Genomic DNA, 16,472 nt, shown 5'->3' with positions numbered 1-16,472 from the left:
AAAAAATAACTGTGAAGTACTATGTTATTTACAATTCAACCCCAAAGATTTCTAAAGAAAGTATCTCTGCCTCGGTCAAGGAAACAAATTAAAACCCCAGCACTACTTCATTAAGAACTGGGGTTTAAGGTTAGGATTTTAAAATATTTAATCAGTCATCTAAGATTTTAAAACCAAGACTAGTACTATCTTTCAAAAACATCTGAACTGTTTCTAGGGAATATTCTGTCAAATCTTTACCATTTAACGATAATTTTTGAATCAAATCTGAGGTACAGGTAATAATATCAACCCCTAACTCATCCGCTTGATAAATATTATAGGTTTCGCGCGGACTAGCCCACAACAACTCTACTCCGTCTTTTTGACGACAAATAGACAGTGCTTCTTTCATAATCGGCACAGGATCCACACCCGTATCTGCGATACGTCCAGCAAAAACTGACACTATCCCTGGAGTACCTGCCTTCAAAGCTCCAACTACCTCGCGAACTTGTTCAAGAGTGAAAATAGCTGTAGCATTGATTTTAACACCTTTTGCTGCTAGACGTTTCATTAAATCAACAGTTGATTCCCCTTTAGAATTTGTCACAGGTATTTTTACATAAACATTCTCTCCCAGTGAGGCTATTTTTTCTGCTTCTTTTTCCATTGTTTCTATGTCATCAGCAAACACCTCAAAAGAAACGGGAAATTCCTTAATATCCTTTAATACTTCTTTAGCGAATCCTATATAGCTGGTGATACCTGCTTTCTTCATTAAGCTAGGATTAGTGGTAAATCCCGATACCAAACCAGAATTTAGATCCTTTAGCATAGTTTCCAAAACTGCGCCATCTGAATAAACTTTAATAGATAATTTTCGTGCCATCATTCGCCCTCTTATTCTTCTTCGTCGCAAACATTATTCAGTGCTGTATCTGATCTGCTGAGGAAATTTGGTAAAAGCAATATAACAGCTAGAACTGCTACTATCACATAAATACCAACTTGACCAACAGAATCTCCTACACGACCTAACAAAATACCAAATACACCAAAGTCAAAATCACCAAAGGTCGTATTTGCAAAACCTAGTTCACCTAATACTGGCAAAACTGCTGCAGGTAAAAAGGCTAAGAATAGACCGTTTACAAAAGAACCTAAAACAGCTCCCTTGCGTCCTCCAGTTGCATTACCATAGATTCCCGCTGTTGCACCACAGAAAAAGTGAGGAACCATACCGGGAATAATCAGCACACCACCTATTGCTCCCAGAATGAACATGCCAATCAGTCCACCTAAAAAGCTAAAGGCAAAACCAATAATAACTGCTGTAGGCGCATAAGGGAAGAATACAGCACAGTCCACAGCTGGTACAGCATTCGGAATAAGCTTAGTAGCGATACCTTGAAAAGCAGGAATCAAATCAGCAAGTATCATCCGTACCCCTGCATATACAATAGCGACACCAACCGCAAAAGTTAGACCGCTGACGATAGCAAATATAAAAGGATTCTTACCAGCTGCTAACTCTTCAACTGTTTTAGGACTACGAATCAGACAAGCAATTGTTGCTATCAGATAAAAGATAACCATGACAATACCTGTTGATATAGTAGTATTGCGAAGAAAACTCCATTTTTCTGAAATTTTTAACTCCTCTGTACTGGTGCTGCCTTTTCCTACCTTAGATCCAATCCAGGCTGAGAGATAGTAACCCAGACTGCCAAAATGTCCCATTGCAATCTCGTCTCCGTCCGTTACCTGAAGAGTATATTTCTGTCCAATAGCTGGAGAAATAGCTGACCAAGCACCTAATATAAATCCTCCTACTGCAATCATGGCAGCTCCTTTAAAGCCAATTGCTCCTAAAACGGCTGACAATAAACAAGCCATAAAGAAACTATGATGCCCTGTTAAAAAGATGTATTTAAAGCGAGTAAAACGAGCAAATAATAAATTTAGCAATAAGCCAACAATGAGAATTGTCATCGTCTCAACACCCAGTATTTTCTGAGCAACTGATGTTACAGCTTCATTATTGGGAACAACACCTGTAATACCAAACCCTTTTTCAATCAAACTAGCTAAAGGAGATAAATTATTTTGAATAACTCCTGCTCCAGCGGCTAACATTAAATACCCTAGAATCGGCCCTAGTGTTCCAGTCAAAACTTTATGACTTGGAGTTCGAAGAGCTACTAAACCAACAAAAGCTATCAGTCCCATTAAAAAGGCTGGTTCACTTAAGATATTTTGAAACAGCGTGAGTATACCATTCATGGCTGAACCTCCATTCTTTCTTCTTATTGATTTCTCATTTCTTCTAATACAGGAACAAGGTCTGCTTCGATTTTTTTGCGATTTGTATAGCTCTTAACTATACAAACCTTTGTTCCCTCAGGAAAGATATCTTGAAATTCTTTCACTGTCACATATAGGTCCGCTCCCTTCCCGACCGCTGCATTAGAATCACAAGATTCCGCTTCTACTTCTATTCCTAAATCTTTGGCAATGGCTTCTACTTTCATCCGAAGAAGTAAGCTGCTGCCAATACCATTTCCACAAACTGTGACAATTTTAATCATCTTTTTCTCCATTCTTTATTGTTTCGGTAATGATTTCCATTATTTCATCTGAATTTTCTGCTGCAATTAACTGTTCTATGGACTCATCGTCATCTAAAATCATAGCAAGCTCTTGTAAAGCTTTCAAATGCGCAGTTGAATCAATGGCGGCAAGTACAAAAATCAACTGAACTTGTTTTTCCTCATCTCCTTTTACATCAAAATCAACTGGCTCTGCCACCTGCAGCAAGCTCATTCCTACCTTGTTTACCCCCAAATCAGGAGCAGCGTGAGGAACAGCGACTTTCGGTGCTAGTACAATATAGGCTCCTAACTTCTCCACAGAAGCAATCATTCCTTCAATATAAGACTGCTCAATATAATTTTCCCTCAGCAAAGGTGCAGCTGCCAAAGAAATAGCTTCTTTCCAATCCTTGACCTGATTAGTCTGTTGAATAAATTCTTTTTTTAATAATTCTGTCAAACCATATCCTCCTCTCGTCTGACCTTGTTGCCAGCCTATCAAGTAATTCGATAATTCCCTCATTAGCTCAGGATAGTGATGAATTGTTGTATGTCGCTCTATAATTTCTATCAACCCGTCTAAGGAAATTCCTTGAGTTTCAATCCAAGAAAATTGACTGATGACTCTGCGTTTTAACATGGTCTTTTCAATAGACTTCATAACAGGCTGCAGTAAATAGACTGGTCTTTCTGATTCAAACGGAACTGTTGAAAAAGCAAGGTCATATTCTTCAATGTCTATCTTTTTAGCTTCATCAAGCTGGTGAACAGGCTTAAACATCATATTTGGAAAAAGATGCTTTAATTCCGCCTGAAGGATCAGGGAAGAACTCACTCCATTTGGACAGATACTCAAAGCCCTTAAAGTTTGTATACTATCTTTCTTATACTCTCCCTCTAAATATCCACCAAAATGAATCGTGAAGTAAGCTACCTCATCATCACTTAATAGTTTACCTACGTATTCTTCTAAAGGAATAAGACTTCGTTTTACCAAATAATAGAGTGAGCCAAAATCTGCTTTAATCTGTTCTTTCAATGGATTTATTAAAGGAATATCAAATAACAGGCGATAATACGCTGGATAAAGATGCGAGTATAAATTTTGACGAAATTGAGGAGATTGAGAAAAATCTGCTCCTGTATGAGCTTTGACCTGTTCTATTATATCTTCCATCAACTCAAATACCCTTTGGTCAGAAAAAACTTGAAGATCTCCTTCTGTACAACCTAACAGGCGAGAAAAGATAAAATTCTTTTTGTCTGCCAACTCTGGGTAAGTTTGTAATAGTTCTTCACATAGATCAAACAAAGAATTTGTATATATCTCTCCTAAGGCAATATCATCGTTAGGACATATTTTTAAACTCCCCGCTTTTAAAATAGCGATAAGACAGCTTACTTCTTTCGTTTTTTCGGACAAAAAATGAATGTTATACTTTTTTCCGAGTAAAACGAGTCTGTCTACAACTTCCCCATCATTAAGCTCTAGACCGCAATCTTCAAGCAAATATCGAAGTACCCAGCGACCACTCGCTATTGACAAAAGCTCACTCAATGTCTTCTCTAATAAATAAATGAGCTTTTTTGTTTTTCCTGCTAAAAAATATCCCTGTTTACGATTATAAGATAGCTCTACCTGATAAGAAAGTAAATATTGCTTAAGCCTTTTTATATCCGACAAGACTGAATTTCTGCTCATCTGCAATAGATTCTGTAAATGCTGATTGGATACAAAGTGCTGAGCCAACAGAATATAAAGCGTAATCATTTTTAAGCGCTCTTCATGAAAAAGATAGTCACCTGTATGGTGAGATATCTTTTCAAAAAGGCTATTCAAGGGTACTGCCGGAGTTCTAATTCGTCCTCCTTTCACCTCAATAACTGGAAAATGAAAAGATTCTAAAACATCGTTAATTTTTTCAATTTGCAGAATAAGATATTTACGATTAATTTTTAGAAGTTTTTCCATTTCCTCAAGAGAAGAATCTGAATATTTGGATAAAAGCTGAAATTTTTCAATGAGCTCATTTGATAACACTTCTAGTCCTCCTATATTATTAGTATAAACAAAATAGTTAGCGTTTTCAATCAAAATTCAGTCCAATTGTCATCAGAAAATTATCAAAAGAATTGTGCCTAAGGTATATAGTAATTTTTGAATACATCCCAAAAACGGCGTAAATTAAAACCCAGCACCTATTCATTAGGTGCTGGATTTTAAAGCTCGACTTTAAAAATTGTTAAACGTTCTAATTCATCAGTAGTCAATCTCCGCCATTCTCCAAGAGCTAGTGCGGGATCCAACTGTAGGGGGCCCATCGTGAGGCGCTGAAGATTCGTAACTTCTTTTCCACAGGCGGCTACCATGCGCTTGACCTGGTGGAACTTACCTTCAGCTAGGGTAATTTCTACGAGAGAAGTCTCTTTTGCCTCATCCAGCTCTAAAATCTTGAGCTGAGCTGGCTGACAGGTGAAGGCTTTCAGTTCTATTCCTGCAGCAAAGCGCTCTACATCTGCTTGGTTCATCAGGCCTGCCACTTGAGCTCGGTAGATTTTCTCTACGTGCTTTTTGGGTGACAGCATGGCATGGGCTAGCTTGCCATTATTGGTCAGAAGGAGCAGGCCGTGGGTATCAATATCCAAACGGCCGACAGGAAAGACTTCTTTCTGACGGGCAGTCTCATCCAGCAAGTCCAGAACTGTCTTATGACGGTCATCCTCTGTTGCAGAAATGACTCCCTGTGGCTTGTTGAGTAGGTAGTAGACGAATTTTTCATAGGTCAGCCTTTGGCCAGAAACGGCAATCTCATCTGCTGTCTCATCAATCTGAGTCTTAGGTGATTTCTCTGCTCTGCCATTGACCAAAACCAGCCCTTTCTTTAGGAACTGCTTAACCTGGGCGCGTGAGCCCAGACCATTTTCTGCTAAAAATTTATCCAGACGCATGCTATAACCTCCTAGATTCTCGGAGCTAGTCCGCTCTTTTCTTTGCTAAATCTTAGAACAAAGAGCGAGGTCAAAATCATAGCCAGCCCCAAAACGCTGAAGATAAAGGATGGAGCATTAGAGAATCTCCCAATGAAACTGAGGACAAATGTAGTGGACGTTGCTCCGATACTGCAGCCTAAAATCACGATAGAAGTGGCTTGATTGAGCAAGTGGCCGGAAATGCGCTCGGACAGGGTGTAAAAAATGGTCGTCAGACCGACACTATAGACAAAGCCGGCGCTAATAGTAGCCATGCTGAGTGTCAAGAGATTAGGGGAGAAGCCAATGATAATCTGAGTCAGTCCAAAAACCAGACCAGAAAGCATCAGCAGTTTATCTCTAAAAAGACGGGTCAAACTAGCAAAGCTGATGCCCGCTGCAATCCCAATCAACTGCATCAAGGAAAGAATCACGCCTGCAATCTGGGCTGTCCCCATGCCAGACTTCTCTACAATACCCGGCACGCGCACATTGATGGCAATATAGGTCAGCACAATAACCCCCGCCACAAAGGCAAAAGCTAGACTCAGCTGCCAATCCTGACTGCTTAGCTTGGGAGTCGATTCAGACTGTTCTTGCTGCTTTTCAGAGACCTTGTCATAAGGGACAAAAAACAGATAAAGCGCCAAAACCACCAGTCCGAAGGTATAGACGAGAAAGGCAGCCTGCCAGCCGAGAGGAAGAAGTCGACTGACTCCAAAAGTCAAGAGTGCTGTCCCGACTACTTCTGCCGACCCTCTCAGTCCTAAAAGCCGAACGCGTTCCTGTCCCTTGTAGCGCTCGCTAACAATCGAGATAGCCTTGGCATTGAGTAGACCGATTCCCATCCCAAAGACAAGCCGAGAGACAAACATAAGCCAGTAAGACTGATTAAGAAGAGGAAGAAGCCCACAAAGTGAAAAAATCAGAAGCCCGCTCACAATCATCTGACGCTCTGTCAGGTATTTTTCAATGACTCTATTAAACAGCAACATCAGCATAATCCCAGCCGAAGGCAAAGAAACCAGAAGTTCTACCCAACTTTCTGGAATCCCTTTATAAAAAGCAAACATGGCCGACTGGGCACTGGAAATCGAAAAAGCCGTCGTCAGAATCAAAGAAAGCGAGAGGATACTCACCTTTTCCATCAATTTTTTCATTCTATTTTCCTTTAAAATTCACACTACCTCTATCATACAGTTTTTTGGAGCAAGACGCAATTTCTTTGTCAGGAATATTATGGATCCCTTTGCCTCCATTCAAAAAGCAGGCACCCCCAGCCAGTCAAAACCGCTCCCGCCTTTATTTCTTGCAGGTTTTATGTTATGATGAAGGATAGAAAAAGGAGAGAATCATGTCTGTGAGTGAAAAAACATCTGTTATTGAACGATTAACCAAACCAGCCCATTTAATTGATATGAAGGACATTATCCGCGAGGGCAATCCGACCCTGCGCGCTATCGCTGAGGAAGTCAGCTTCCCTCTATCAGACCAGGAAATCATTCTGGGCGAGAAGATGATGCAATTTCTCAAGCATTCCCAAGACCCAGTCATGGCAGAAAAAATGGGGCTGCGCGGTGGTGTTGGTCTAGCTGCTCCCCAGCTGGATATTTCCAAACGGCTCATCGCTGTTTTAGTTCCCAACCCTGACGACGAAGAGGGAAATCCACCTAAGGAAGCTTATAGCCTGCAAACGCTGATGTACAATCCTAAAATTGTAGCCCACTCCGTTCAGGATGCAGCCTTAGCTGATGGTGAAGGCTGCCTGTCAGTCGATCGAGAAGTTCCTGGCTACGTGGTTCGGCATGCGCGAGTGACCGTAGATTACTTTGACAAAGACGGTCAAAAGCATCGTATCAAGCTCAAGGGCTATAATGCCATCGTTGTTCAGCATGAAATCGACCATATCAACGGCATCATGTTCTACGACCGCATCAACGAAAAAGACCCATTCGCAGTCAAGGACGGCATGTTGGTGATTGAGTAAATAACTTGCATATCATTATCAAAAATACCTAGATAGAAACTATCTAGGTATTTTTTCTATTCTAACTATCCCGTCTCCAGAAAATAGCCAAGAGGATAACTGCTCCTAGCACTGATGGAACAATAGCTGTATCAGCAAGCATTGGTCCCCAATGGCCAAAGAGAAATTGACCTATCAAGGAACCAAACAAGCCCAAGAGGATTTTTCCGATACAGCCCATGCGCTCCCCACGGCTGGTAATAGCCCCGGCGATAAGGCCGATGATAAAACCGACAAACATACTACCAATCATATATTCCCCTTCTTTCTATATTTCTAGCAAGGCTTCTCAAGAAGCAAGTGGAAGCTGTCATTATGGAATGCTCCATTTAAGGCAGATTAAAATCTTAAATTGCCCAGTCTCCATTTCTAAAGATTGCTACACGGCTACCGTCTTCTCGGATGCCGTCAATATCCATCTGGTTAGAGCCAATCATAAAGTCCACATGGACATCCGAGCGGTTGAGACCCACTGCTTCCAGCTCTTCTTCAGAGAAATTCTCTCCACCAACCACACTGGTCGCATAGGCTGCACCGATAGCCAAGTGGTTAGAAGCATTTTCATCAAAGAGAGTATTGAAGAAGGTAATACCTGATTGGGAAATCGGGCTTGGATCTGGTACCAAGGCACACTCACCTAAAGCACGCGCACCAGCATTTTCAAAGACAAGATCCTTCATAACTTGATCGCCCTTTTCAGCAGTAATGTCCACAATCTGGCCATCCTTGAAGGTCACCTTGATGCCTTCGATGATGTTGCCATTGTAGCTGAGAGGCTTGGTGCTAGTCACATAACCTTCTGCCCGACGGAAGTCGGGTGCTGTAAAGACCTCTTCTGTTGGCATATTAGCAATGAAATACTCGCCCTGGGCATTGAGACTGCCAGCTGACTCCCAGTGATGGTTCTTGGGCAAGCCCAATGTCAAGTCTGTTCCCGGAGCTGTGTAGTGCAGAGCAGTAAATTGCTCCTCATTTAGAACCTTAGCTTTTGAGCTGAGTTTTTCTTCATGGGCCTGCCAAGCGGCTACTGGATCATTCTCATAGACACGGCAGGTTTTGAAAATCTGATCCCAAAGCAAATCTACCGCTTCCTCATCACTGGCTGCGTTTGGAAAGACCTTCTTAGCCCACTCTGTACCGGCTGCTGCAGCGACTGTCCAGCTGACTTTATTGGATTGGGTTGCAATCCGCATCGGCTTCATGGCTATGCCCATAGCCTTAGCAGAAGCTGATAATTTCTCAGCATCCACGCCGTTCAAAGCCCCTGGGTCAGATGAACGAACGCCCAAGCGACTAGCTTTCTTTTCAAGAAGGTAGTTCATCTCAGCCACCTTATAGACTGGAACATTGTCCAAGCGCTCCATCGGTGCATGGAGGAATTTCTCCCGCGCAGTCAAATCATCTGCCCACTGGATGATGACCTCGTGAGCTCCCAGAGCATAGGCCTCCTTGACAATCAAGTGGGCCAGCTCACGCTGCTCCACATCAATATTGAGCGCCACTGTGTGACCCGGCTGAACATTAATACCATTGGCAACCAATAGTTTAGCATATTTTTCTAAGTTTTCTTTAAAATTTGGCAGAACCATGCTGCTTCTCCTTTTCTTTTGTTAATTCTCTTTAAACAGGGACAGTGGGCTAACCGCTGCTACCGTACCGCAAATCAAAGCGGTCATTTTCAAAATAGTATCTGAATCAAGATCCAACTGGTAATCAAACACCTTTTGCACTGGCTTATCCTGAGCGGAAATGGTAAGTTTCATGAGATAGTCCTTTCTAAATCATAATTCTAAGGTATAAACTCCTACTTGTACTGGCGTCTTCAGAATCCTCAATTATCTTTTAATAGATTAAAACAAATCACTATGACTGCCTGTCCTAAGCAAGTTTAAAATCAATTCTTCCTTATCCACTTTATAAACCAAGAGCCAATCTGGCTGGACATGGCATTCTCGCACTCCTTTAAAGTGCTTGGATGCTGTCAGTTGATGATCTCGATATTTAGCAGGAAGTTCTTTTTCTTGAATCAAAAACTCCAAGACTTCTTCTAACAATTCTGCCTTAAGTCCACGCTTCATAGCCAACTTAAAATCTTTTTTAAACTGTTTATGATACCGAATCTTAAGCACGCAAATCCTCCATTAAGTCTGAGACACTCCCAAAAGACTGACTCATATTCCGATTTTGCTCTAAATCTGCCAATACTTCCATTAGCTTCCTACTTTCATCCAGTCTGACATCAAAGGGTAGCCCTTGGTACTGAATAGCCTGACGAAGAAAAATATTGATAGCCGTTGTCATATCCATTCCCAAGCTGTTGAAAACCTGTTGAGCCTGCTCCTTGACCTCACTGTCCAAGCGGATACTCATACTAGTCTTTGACATACTCTCACCTTCTTTCTATAGACTATTTTAACAAAAAAGAAAGCCATTGTAAATCTATTAGATATACAATGGCTTCTTAAATTCTCTATTTACGCTAAATCTGATAACTTACTTTTTACTTTCTATAAATTGGTTAACCATAGGTAAAATCTCTTTTTCCAGTCCTTTTATCTGATCCGCTTCCCAGCCAGAATCCTTTTGTTTTGTTATTTCTGCCATCATCTGTAATTTTAAACTCTGACGATAGAATATACCTTCTTTTTCCCATTGTTTTAATTTAGCTTCCGGATAGGAATTACCAAACTTGGAATTCTGGCTATCGGTAATGATACAAAGATTGCCAAAGGAATGTAAAAACTCAGCAGGTAATTGGCTTTTTCCATCATGCCCATTTGGATTCTGAGGGAACCAATGCTCTATGGAGCGGCGATAGGCAAATTTGAAATCTTTAAATTCAACACTCGAATATTTTTCTTTTAAATCAGAACGATTTTTCCATAAAACATAATCCACAAAGTTAAACGCATAAACAGGAATATCCCCGTATTTCTTTATACTTCTATCCTCAGTAAATAATCTCTCTTCTGCATATCTCACTGCCATTTTTTCAAGAAACTCCTTAAACTGAACAGCAAATTCTGCTTGATTTAACTCTTCCATATGCTTGTAGAGAAATTGTAAGATCTCATATAACCAACGACTATCACGATTAGCGGTGAAGGTGACAGCAAACATGGATTGGAGGAGAATAATGTTTTTGTTAATCTCCGAATCTGAAAACGTATTATTAGTAAAGCGTTCTTCAACTATATAGTGCTCCTTCGATTTTCCATTTGGTTGATATTCATAATAAGTACCCTTATGTAAAAACCATTCATCCTTATTTCTACTTGAAGAATCCGTATTTGAATTTCTAACGATGTAGTTATCAAAAATATGCTTCATTGTAAGAAGAAGTTTACTAAAATCAATTATCCATTTTTTATCACGGTTCTTTACATCAAACAATGATAACATTTTTTTATCATCTAACTGAACACCACCAACTGTTTGCCCATTTTTGAGCGCAAATGCACAAAGTAAAAAGGTCGGAAAATCAACTACTGTACTGTAATCCCCAAATTCTCTTTCCGCAAATTTTCTATTTTCAATTACCTTGTGATTTAATGCTTCTATTAGTGTCTTCTTTTCATTTAAGGTAGTATCAATGTTATCATAAAGATTTTTAAATTCATAATTTGAAAAATGCCAACCAAAAATCTTTTCTCGTTCTTGAAAATCATCTTTCCTTTTTCTTCTCATTTTAAACTGAGTAGCAACAGGCTTATCAAATTCTGCGCAGGCATCCCAAATTCTTGCAAATTTTTGCGCCATTTCTTGATCTTCACCAAACTTAGCCATCATTTGTGCTTTAAGAATTTCATGGGCCTCTAGTTGCTCTCCTCGAGAGTTGAAGCGTTCGAAATAGAGATTCAAATCTAAATCATTAGGAAGAATACTACGAAAAATAATGACATTATCAAATAGATATTCAAAGAAAGATTGAGAGTCAAATTGTCGCTCCTCTAGCACTTTCTTCAATGCGTCTTGAGCGTGTCGGTAACCTCTAGTCAGTTCATTTTCATCATCCTCAGAAATTTTTTGCTTGGTGAATAACTTTTGAATATTCTCATTTGACTTCTTCCTAGCTGGGAAAATAAGATTAACAGCTCTCAATCTATCAAAACCAAACTCATGTTTCAAAGCTAAGGCAATCAAATTAAGGGCTGTTGTCCGCTGCTGCCCATCTATGATTTTGAAAAGACCATTTTCCTCATTAACGACTAATGTTCCAATATAGTAATTTTCTCTTTGTTCTTGAAAAGCATCTGCTACATCGTTCAATAATTGCTCTATTTCATCATAAGTCCAGGCAAAATTTCTCTGGTAAAGAGGAATAGCATAGCTATCTTTATTTAACAAATGATTAACTGATAAGCTTATATGTGTTTCTACCATTTCTCTTTTTCCTCCTCTATAATCTGCTCCACAGTATAATTTTCAAATAATTCTCGATCTATCTTGACCATGAAATCATTTGGAGTTACAGCATGGGCTAAAAGTTGGAATAGTTTTTGAACCTCTTTTTGTCTGAATCTTCCACCAGCAGCATAGTTTCCAACAGTTGCATCATATATCGCTCGAGATTTAACACGGGGGTAATAAGACCAAATAAACAAAGTCTCTACTATTTCCTTTGATAGCTCTTCTTTTCCAAATCTCTCTGCAAAAAGCAAACAAATATTTAGGAACATATTGTGGCACTTGAGATAGCGTCCCTTTGAGCTATTGTAAATTTTCAACATACCTTCTGGGTAAGTCAAATTTTTTTCTTCCGCCTCAAGCTCATCAGAAAATCCTAACTTTTCATTTAAAAAAACTTTATAATCTTTAATAGTATGATGGGCAGATTCGATATATTCAAAAAATTTACTTCCATCAATAATAGGCATGGTAATTGACATAGGAAGATTTTCAATGTGGCGATACAATTCCAGGTATGGAAAGTTCTGATTTAAATCAACACCTTTAAAATCATCGATAAAATCCTCTGTAAAACGCAGATAAGAACCATAACGCTTGTTTGTTAGTCCTGTCTCTCCACGAGACCAACGTCTCATACGAAAAAGATGGTTATCAAATAACTCTTTCAGGTTTAAATCTTTATCTTCCACAAACTGTTCCCACTTTTCAACAATCTTTTCATCTTCTGAATCTTGCTTACGAAGATGATAAGCTTTGAGTAAATCGTGAGGTTCTAGAGATTTTCCACGATTATTTTGTGAATCAAACAGCTGAAAGGCCTCTGATAATCGTTCCTGTGGCATAGTAATCACCGAGACAGAACAATTTTCAAGTAGAAAACTACACACCTGTTCAGCTTCTTTCTCGCCTACAAGTTGGATTAAATTCTTCCATTCATTAAAATTTTCGTAAGCATTATAGCAAGATAGTTCTCCAAAGCCAGCTTCAAGTAAATTTCTTGCTCCTTTAAATTCTTTATCTCTACCTAAAGCATAAAGAAATAGCGAAATGGAAAGCAATCGTTGCTGGCCATCTACAATATCTAAGTGTACGTCATTCTCATGCAAAATAACAGAGCCAACTTGATATTCCTTTTTCTCCATAGCATCTCGTAAATCATAAAAAAGATTACGGATATGCTTTCTGTTCCATTTATAAGGTCTTTGATAACTTGGTATTGTTAGGCTATCCCATTTCAATATTTCTGATACTTTTTTACTTTCAAACCCTATTTCTTTTTCATTGACATTCATCATTTTCTTCTAAAAATCTTATCAGCATAGAATCTTTGGTCCATTAATGCTTTGGAATAATAGTAGCATTAGGAATTGCTTTTGCAACGTTTTCTGCTGCTATTTTATCAAAAAATGGTCCTGCGATTTGATTGCCAAACCTATCAACTACAATCCATTCAATCATTTTTGCCTCCTTTATTTCTTAATGGATAAATTCTACATCTTTAGGTGGACATTTTATGTCCACTTAAGTTCAAATATGAAAAATATTTATTGATAGTAGCCTAAAATTTCTTTCATCGTCTTCCGAATATCATCAACTAAAGACTGTGGCGACAAAATTTTAACGGCTTCTCCTTGACTGAGCAGCCAACGCTTAAGACCAGGTGTATATTGGCTCTCAAACTTAAAACGTGTCCATCCTTCGTCGGCAGATAAACACTGTGCATTAGGAAATTGGTCTAAAACAATAGTTCGATCATAACAGAATTCCAATTCAACTGTGATTTTTCTTCCTAGAAAAGCATCTACTCGCTGATTACGAATATCTCCGTCCCTGAATTTTCTGCCATAAGAGATTTTAGGTTTAGATTCCTCTGTGGCCATCCAAGTCTGGATTCTGTCCAAACGCAAGGTCATGTAATGCTCATTCTTAAGATTGTAAGCTACAATGTAAAAATAATGAATATCATAGTACAGAGAAACTGGAAAAATTAAATGTTCTTTTTTATCTTGATATGGACTCTTGTAGACAATTTCTAGAACCTTCTCCTTGCGAATCATCTCTGACCATTCCCAAATCTTTTGAATACGATTTTGCTCGTCTGTAATTGGGGCATAGTTCAGTCTTTCGCTGTTGATAATCATTTCTATTTCTTTTTGTTCCTCTTTTGAAACAAGCCCCAACAAGCTTTTTAATAAATCCTCATTTTCTACTTTATTTAAAGCTCTATTTTCTAATAAAATCTTAGAAATTATTAAAATATCTTTTTTATTAAAAAGTGATTTTCCTTTTAAATATCTTGTATGGTGTTTTGAATCGTATGCCAACTCAGCTGCAATCATGGGCTGAGTCATTAAAAAATCACCTAATAAAGAGAAATCTCTCTGAATCGTTTTTGCACTAACCTCAAACTCATCACTTAATTGATTTTTTGATAGATGAGCTCCTGATTGCAAACGTAACAAAATGGATAAAATACGTTCTTGATCGTTCATAAAACCTCCTCTTTCCCTATATTATAACATGAATATTCTATATATCTGTCCTGAATCCTATTATTTTTAAGTTATTTTCTTTTTTCTCTAAATCGTGTATTGCTTTTTCAAAATCTATGTAAGACAAATAGCTCAACTCTGCATCAGTTAGATCTGATACTATCTCTTCTTTCATCAGTCGCTCCGCCTGAATATATAAAACTAACTCAAATAGTTTTCTGACATAACGAGCATTACCAAAACTTTCTGAGCAAAGACATTTTTCAAAATAAGTCAGGAGGATAGTTTTGCATTTCTTATCCACTATATAACCTTGTTGATCAGCCATTAGAGTCAATATGTCATACAGTTCATACTTGTTATAATTTTCAAAATGAATTTTTCTACTAATTCTAGAAGCTAAACCTGGATTGATGTTTAAAAATTCCTCCATCATTTCTGTATAACCAGCGAAAATCACAATGACATCATTTCTATTATTTTCCATTTCCTGAATAATTGTAGGAATAGCTTCATTAGCAAAATCACGCTCACCTTGTGGAATTAGACTATATGCCTCATCAATAAACAAAATACCGCCTTTTGCATTATCAAATAATCTTTTAACCTTTGGAGCTGTTTGGCCAACATATTCACCAATTAAATCTGAGCGACCTACTTCAATCAAAACGTTTGATTTAATAATACCATGTTTATAAAAAATTTTTGTCAACAATCTAGCAACGATTGTTTTTCCAGTGCCAGATGCTCCAGAAAACATAAAGTGCATAGAAGGCCGAACGGGCGAAGAATTTATTTCAAGCCTTCTTTGCGATATAGAAAAATAAGCTAAAATTCTATGAATCATATTTTTAACAGTAGATAAGCCAACCAAACGGTCTAGCTCCTTCAAAGTATTAGAATTTGTGGCTAATGGATTGTTGCAACCTTTCATACAAAACAGATCCGACGGCAAAGAAAAATTTTGTTTTCCATTAATCAAATTACTTTCTATTACATTATATTCAATAATCTTTTGAGCAAAATAACAACTATCGTAACTATTTGTAAGACAATTATGATTTGAAAGTAGTTTTATTTGATCTTCTTCTAAGTGAAAGCCATAATCCCCTAAGCGAAATTTTATAATATCAACAAGTTCGTTATATGAGTAGGGAGGAAAATTTAATTCATAAACGACATGAAATAGAGGAAGAAATTCTCGAGATATTTCATAAGCTATACTATCTGATTCCACCAAAAAAATATATATTCTTCCCCCCGTTGCTTCCACAATATTATTTTTTAATTCCTCTTTTCTTCTAGGATGCATAGTTGAATAGTCCTTTATTATCACTAAACGCTGTTCTGACTCAAAATTAACTGAAAACCCATCTTTCAAAATAGTCTTAGACTTGACATTTAACAACCTCATCAAATATTTGATAGCAAATTTTTTACCAGTTCCTAAAGAACCTTTGAAAATTAAAAACTGATTTTCAACAAGGACCTTTTCTTTCTTCCGCCTTCTTTCCTTTTGATTATTTAAAAACATTTTTAATTTTAAAACATACTCTTGAAATTCATTTAAACCTATAATATTTAAGTCTCTGCGTTCTAAATCAGTAATAGCAAAGCCATCAGAATTTGAAAACTCTCTTTCATCTGAATGAAGAAAAAGCTGACCTATTTGAGCTGAATACTTGTTCCCCACCTCCTTTAAATATTCGCTTTTACTAATAGATTTAACTTTAAAATCAGTGTATTCCTCATCATTAACCCCCAAAGTTTTTAGCTTATCAAACAAATCCTCTTTGGTATGTTCTGTTACTCCAACAACGTAAAGACATGTTTGACTTTTGAAACAATAAAACCATTGATTTTCTTGTATAAAATTCTCATCTACTTCTTTAATATTTTTATTCATTTTGCTAAATTCTATTTGATAAAAAAACATCTTCTCCCCCATCTACTATTTACTAAAATAAAGATAGCAAAAAAGATGGACAAAATTCGTCCATC

At 37.9% G+C, this 16,472-nt stretch carries 17 protein-coding genes; 1 reads left to right on the top strand and 16 read right to left on the bottom strand.

Annotation, left to right across the window (positions count from 1 at the left end; translation table 11 throughout):
• Positions 1–151 precede the first annotated feature (151 nt).
• From RSK81_RS01675 to RSK81_RS01650, 6 genes are all read right to left on the bottom strand, one after another.
• Positions 152–874 (bottom strand): transaldolase, encoded by a 723-nt coding sequence (locus tag RSK81_RS01675; RefSeq protein ID WP_002899036.1) that lies wholly within the window; start codon positions 872–874, stop codon positions 152–154.
• Positions 875–882: 8 nt separating this feature from the next.
• Positions 883–2,265 carry a PTS ascorbate transporter subunit IIC gene (locus RSK81_RS01670; protein ID WP_002926060.1) on the bottom strand — a complete coding sequence of 461 codons (1,383 nt, stop codon included), beginning with the start codon at positions 2,263–2,265 and terminating at the stop codon, positions 883–885.
• A 23-nt stretch (positions 2,266–2,288) separates the two neighbouring features.
• The gene (locus RSK81_RS01665; protein ID WP_032908242.1) at positions 2,289–2,570 is read right to left on the bottom strand and encodes a PTS sugar transporter subunit IIB; all 282 of its coding nucleotides are present in this window, start codon (positions 2,568–2,570) and stop codon (positions 2,289–2,291) included.
• Positions 2,563–4,614 (bottom strand): BglG family transcription antiterminator, encoded by a 2,052-nt coding sequence (locus RSK81_RS01660; protein WP_032908243.1) that lies wholly within the window; start codon positions 4,612–4,614, stop codon positions 2,563–2,565. The genes RSK81_RS01665 and RSK81_RS01660 overlap by 8 nt, the downstream gene beginning before the upstream one ends.
• 179 nt (positions 4,615–4,793) lie before the next feature.
• Positions 4,794–5,522: a pseudouridine synthase gene (locus RSK81_RS01655; protein WP_002926064.1), complete on the bottom strand. Its 729-nt coding sequence runs from the start codon at positions 5,520–5,522 to the stop codon at positions 4,794–4,796.
• Between the two features lie 11 nt (positions 5,523–5,533).
• Positions 5,534–6,703, bottom strand: a complete 1,170-nt coding sequence (locus RSK81_RS01650) for an MFS transporter (RefSeq protein WP_002926066.1) — start codon at positions 6,701–6,703, stop codon at positions 5,534–5,536.
• 194 nt (positions 6,704–6,897) lie between these two features.
• Here RSK81_RS01650 and def point away from each other — a divergent pair, with 194 nt between their 5' ends.
• The gene (def, locus tag RSK81_RS01645) at positions 6,898–7,530 is read left to right on the top strand and encodes a peptide deformylase (protein ID WP_002902258.1); all 633 of its coding nucleotides are present in this window, start codon (positions 6,898–6,900) and stop codon (positions 7,528–7,530) included.
• Positions 7,531–7,591: 61 nt separating this feature from the next.
• Here def and RSK81_RS01640 read toward each other — a convergent pair whose 3' ends face one another.
• The 10 genes from RSK81_RS01640 to RSK81_RS01595 form a co-directional block, all read right to left on the bottom strand.
• On the bottom strand, positions 7,592–7,822 hold the full coding sequence (locus RSK81_RS01640; protein ID WP_315687206.1) for a GlsB/YeaQ/YmgE family stress response membrane protein: 231 nt from the start codon (positions 7,820–7,822) through the stop codon (positions 7,592–7,594).
• Between the two features lie 94 nt (positions 7,823–7,916).
• Positions 7,917–9,158 (bottom strand): aminopeptidase, encoded by a 1,242-nt coding sequence (locus RSK81_RS01635; protein WP_315687204.1) that lies wholly within the window; start codon positions 9,156–9,158, stop codon positions 7,917–7,919.
• 21 nt (positions 9,159–9,179) lie between these two features.
• Positions 9,180–9,332 carry a hypothetical protein gene (locus RSK81_RS01630; RefSeq protein WP_002926079.1) on the bottom strand — a complete coding sequence of 51 codons (153 nt, stop codon included), beginning with the start codon at positions 9,330–9,332 and terminating at the stop codon, positions 9,180–9,182.
• Positions 9,333–9,419: 87 nt separating this feature from the next.
• Positions 9,420–9,698, bottom strand: coding sequence for a type II toxin-antitoxin system YafQ family toxin (locus RSK81_RS01625; RefSeq protein ID WP_002926081.1), 279 nt, complete (start codon positions 9,696–9,698; stop codon positions 9,420–9,422).
• Positions 9,691–9,954 (bottom strand): type II toxin-antitoxin system RelB/DinJ family antitoxin, encoded by a 264-nt coding sequence (locus tag RSK81_RS01620; RefSeq protein ID WP_002905395.1) that lies wholly within the window; start codon positions 9,952–9,954, stop codon positions 9,691–9,693. The genes RSK81_RS01625 and RSK81_RS01620 overlap by 8 nt, the downstream gene beginning before the upstream one ends.
• Positions 9,955–10,062: 108 nt before the next feature.
• Positions 10,063–11,952, bottom strand: a complete 1,890-nt coding sequence (locus tag RSK81_RS01615) for a DUF262 domain-containing protein (protein ID WP_048773947.1) — start codon at positions 11,950–11,952, stop codon at positions 10,063–10,065.
• Positions 11,946–13,274 carry a DUF262 domain-containing protein gene (locus tag RSK81_RS01610; protein ID WP_315687202.1) on the bottom strand — a complete coding sequence of 443 codons (1,329 nt, stop codon included), beginning with the start codon at positions 13,272–13,274 and terminating at the stop codon, positions 11,946–11,948. Before RSK81_RS01610 ends, RSK81_RS01615 begins: the two co-directional genes overlap by 7 nt.
• Before the next feature lie 40 nt (positions 13,275–13,314).
• Positions 13,315–13,437 (bottom strand): hypothetical protein, encoded by a 123-nt coding sequence (locus tag RSK81_RS01605; protein WP_002893824.1) that lies wholly within the window; start codon positions 13,435–13,437, stop codon positions 13,315–13,317.
• 86 nt (positions 13,438–13,523) lie between these two features.
• The gene (locus RSK81_RS01600; RefSeq protein WP_002934498.1) at positions 13,524–14,471 is read right to left on the bottom strand and encodes a helix-turn-helix transcriptional regulator; all 948 of its coding nucleotides are present in this window, start codon (positions 14,469–14,471) and stop codon (positions 13,524–13,526) included.
• Between the two features lie 37 nt (positions 14,472–14,508).
• Positions 14,509–16,407 carry an AAA family ATPase gene (locus tag RSK81_RS01595; RefSeq protein ID WP_231908371.1) on the bottom strand — a complete coding sequence of 633 codons (1,899 nt, stop codon included), beginning with the start codon at positions 16,405–16,407 and terminating at the stop codon, positions 14,509–14,511.
• Positions 16,408–16,472 lie beyond the last annotated feature (65 nt).

The sequence above is a fragment of the Streptococcus sp. DTU_2020_1000888_1_SI_GRL_NUU_041A genome (assembly GCF_032387735.1).
GTDB classification, from domain to species: Bacteria; Bacillota; Bacilli; order Lactobacillales; family Streptococcaceae; genus Streptococcus; species Streptococcus sanguinis.
Note: the sequence above shows the minus strand (reverse complement) of the source record. Positions and strands in the feature narration are given on the sequence as shown.

Bases quoted from the DNA above. Each gene is read 5' to 3' on its own strand.
- RSK81_RS01615 (WP_048773947.1), bottom strand. From the start codon at position 11,952: ATGGTAGAAACACATATAAGCTTATCAGTTAATCATTTGTTAAATAAA.
- RSK81_RS01635 (WP_315687204.1), bottom strand. From the start codon at position 9,158: ATGGTTCTGCCAAATTTTAAAGAAAACTTAGAAAAATATGCTAAACTA.
- RSK81_RS01630 (WP_002926079.1), bottom strand. From the start codon at position 9,332: ATGAAACTTACCATTTCCGCTCAGGATAAGCCAGTGCAAAAGGTGTTT.
- RSK81_RS01670 (WP_002926060.1), bottom strand. From the start codon at position 2,265: ATGAATGGTATACTCACGCTGTTTCAAAATATCTTAAGTGAACCAGCC.
- RSK81_RS01650 (WP_002926066.1), bottom strand. From the start codon at position 6,703: ATGAAAAAATTGATGGAAAAGGTGAGTATCCTCTCGCTTTCTTTGATT.
- RSK81_RS01600 (WP_002934498.1), bottom strand. From the start codon at position 14,471: ATGAACGATCAAGAACGTATTTTATCCATTTTGTTACGTTTGCAATCA.
- def (WP_002902258.1), top strand. From the start codon at position 6,898: ATGTCTGTGAGTGAAAAAACATCTGTTATTGAACGATTAACCAAACCA.
- RSK81_RS01620 (WP_002905395.1), bottom strand. From the start codon at position 9,954: ATGTCAAAGACTAGTATGAGTATCCGCTTGGACAGTGAGGTCAAGGAG.
- RSK81_RS01610 (WP_315687202.1), bottom strand. From the start codon at position 13,274: ATGATGAATGTCAATGAAAAAGAAATAGGGTTTGAAAGTAAAAAAGTA.
- RSK81_RS01605 (WP_002893824.1), bottom strand. From the start codon at position 13,437: ATGATTGAATGGATTGTAGTTGATAGGTTTGGCAATCAAATCGCAGGA.
- RSK81_RS01655 (WP_002926064.1), bottom strand. From the start codon at position 5,522: ATGCGTCTGGATAAATTTTTAGCAGAAAATGGTCTGGGCTCACGCGCC.
- RSK81_RS01640 (WP_315687206.1), bottom strand. From the start codon at position 7,822: ATGATTGGTAGTATGTTTGTCGGTTTTATCATCGGCCTTATCGCCGGG.
- RSK81_RS01665 (WP_032908242.1), bottom strand. From the start codon at position 2,570: ATGATTAAAATTGTCACAGTTTGTGGAAATGGTATTGGCAGCAGCTTA.
- RSK81_RS01675 (WP_002899036.1), bottom strand. From the start codon at position 874: ATGATGGCACGAAAATTATCTATTAAAGTTTATTCAGATGGCGCAGTT.
- RSK81_RS01595 (WP_231908371.1), bottom strand. From the start codon at position 16,407: ATGTTTTTTTATCAAATAGAATTTAGCAAAATGAATAAAAATATTAAA.